The 2,192-nt window shown below is 58.4% G+C and carries 1 protein-coding gene; it reads right to left on the reverse strand.

Annotated elements, in window-relative coordinates; translation table 11 throughout:
• Nucleotides 1-306: 306 nt before the first annotated feature.
• Nucleotides 307-1,602 (reverse strand): ABC transporter ATP-binding protein, encoded by a 1,296-nt coding sequence (locus AC1DVI_RS32200; protein WP_476961442.1) that lies wholly within the window; start codon nucleotides 1,600-1,602, stop codon nucleotides 307-309.
• Nucleotides 1,603-2,192 lie beyond the last annotated feature (590 nt).

The following is a 2,192-nucleotide window of genomic DNA, read 5'->3' on the forward strand; positions in this document are numbered from 1 at the left end:
TGCTTTCTCCTGGAATGCGGCGCCGGGCCGTGGCGGCGGTCGGGCGGGATGCCCGTCCTCTTCAATGGCCTCGTCCGTTGCGCCATGCCTCCGTTCTACGCCCCGCCGTGTTTCGAAGATGGGCATGAAGTGTAACGAAGTGTTGCAGAACAAAGCCGGTGCGCATCCCAAGGCACAGTGCAGGCAGCAATCATCCAGCGCAGCGATGTCGGCGGAGTCGCCGTCGCCCATGGCGAGCGGGGGGTGGCGAACTGGACCGACCATATCAAGCGTCAGATATCGATCAGAGCCAGGGTAACGTCCACCCTATGACGATAGGGTGGACGTTATGTTGGATGCCTCTTGGTTCATCGGTGTCAATGGACCCGCAACAGAACCTGTGCCGCCGACCGGGGTGCCCAACGTACTCGACGAAGGGAGCTCGGCCTGGTCCCCCAAAAAGCGGCGAATGTCCTCATATCTTACCCGGACGTCATCCAAGGTTTGATAATAGTTAAGGAGTTCGCGAAGCGGTCCCGACATATCCTTGTGAGCGGCCAGAACCGCCACGAGAGCTCCCAGAGAAAGGCGCCCCTCGATGACCAAGTAGCCGCCGATGGTGTAAAAGAAAAATGGCGTAAGATGAGCAAGGAAGTTGTTTAGTCCCTTGATGAAGAACTTTCGCCGATAGATGTCGAGCCGGATCGCCTGCACGCGCTTAAGTGATTGCGCTACGGCCAGCACCGGGAGTGACCGGTTGCTTCGGTGGTGTGGGGACGCATCGGCCACTGCCGCACCGAACGAACGCAATTCTCGCGACCGTTGGCGCGCCAAGGCGCTCACCCGGCGTTGCAGGCGGGGTACGAGGGCGATCTGAAGCGGAACCAGTGTTAGGGCGGCTGCTCCTAACACTGGGTCCTGGGCGATCATAAAGGCGAGAATCGTCAGAAACGTCCCTCCCTGGAGCACAGGAACCTGGAAGATATCGCCGGTGAAGCCGGCGATCGGTTCAACCTCCTGCACCAGCATCGGTATGACCAACGCGTGGTCGCACGGCGTCTTGCCTCGAGACCATGCCCGGAAAGCGGCAAAGCGCATGCGGCGCATCATCCCTTCAGCCAGACCTCCCTGTAGCAAGCTGATGGTGTATTTTAGCGCCCCATTTGTCAGTACTGCGCCGAGGTAAAACATACAAAGAATGAATAGAAGCTCGTAGTTCGATATATTGAATCCGAATGCCGGCGAAGTATCTGATTCGGCATTCAATGCTTTATTTATTATTTGTTTAGGGAGCTCCAGTATTGCATAGAGAAGCGGCAAGGATAGTAGGGCGACTGCAAGAATGGCGGCTTGTTTCTTTTTGGTGTTTTTGAGGATGTACAGGAACAGGCTAGGTGGGAATGGCGATACAACTACCCGTGGGCTTTCCTTCTGAGAGCGGGGCTGGAGGCGCCGCACAGCACCGAGCCCCCAAGCCACCAACAAGGCAAGAAAGGCCAGCGGCGTTGCCACGAGGACGATATGGACAACGACGTGCATCCAAAGGTACGGACTGGGAAAGACAGCCGTGATGATCCAATGGCTCAGCTGGTGGAAGCGGTCCTGAAAGAGGAAATCGTTCATGTCATACCTAACGCAGCGTCCGCTGGCGCACTGACGAAAGGCGCCGGCGCACGATCCAGTCTGCCGGATCAGCGCTCGACGTCGATTTCGAGGGCTGGATCAAGCAGGCAAATCGATATGGTTTGGACGTGAACGCCGTACGTGGCGGGAGGACGCCACGTCGACATCAGCGGTGTCTTGTTCCCGTCTTCTCAAAGGTTCTGCCACGCCCTATTTCCCAAACGGGGTGCTCCATAGGTGCATGAAACCGACACTGGAGCATAGTTAATGCCCGGATCGTCCCTCGAAGACGGGCGTTATTCAGGCTTGCGACCGGTTTTCCAAGGCAGTCGGACTGTCTCGCCGCCAGCGTTCAAGCAGGATGTGGCGCCCATGCTCGATCAGATGCGCCATGGTCGGAAGGCGACGGCTGGGTCCCCGATGCAATCCACCGCGGATCCAGCGCACCGGCGCTGAGCGGTATCAGCTGTGATAGCCGAAAGCCGCTTGGCCGATGGCGAAGTCGAGATAGCTGTGCGCCTGCGCGTGGTTGCCCTGGTTGTGCAGGTAAGTGCCGTAGGCGGCGTTGCGCTCGGCAATGCTCCGGGTGA

The organism is Azospirillum sp. P4_B5, from assembly GCF_056402275.1.

What these genes read in the sequence shown, in the direction of transcription:
- AC1DVI_RS32200 (WP_476961442.1), bottom strand. Translation starts at nt 1,602, where the DNA reads ATGAACGATTTCCTCTTTCAGGACCGCTTCCACCAGCTGAGCCATTGG.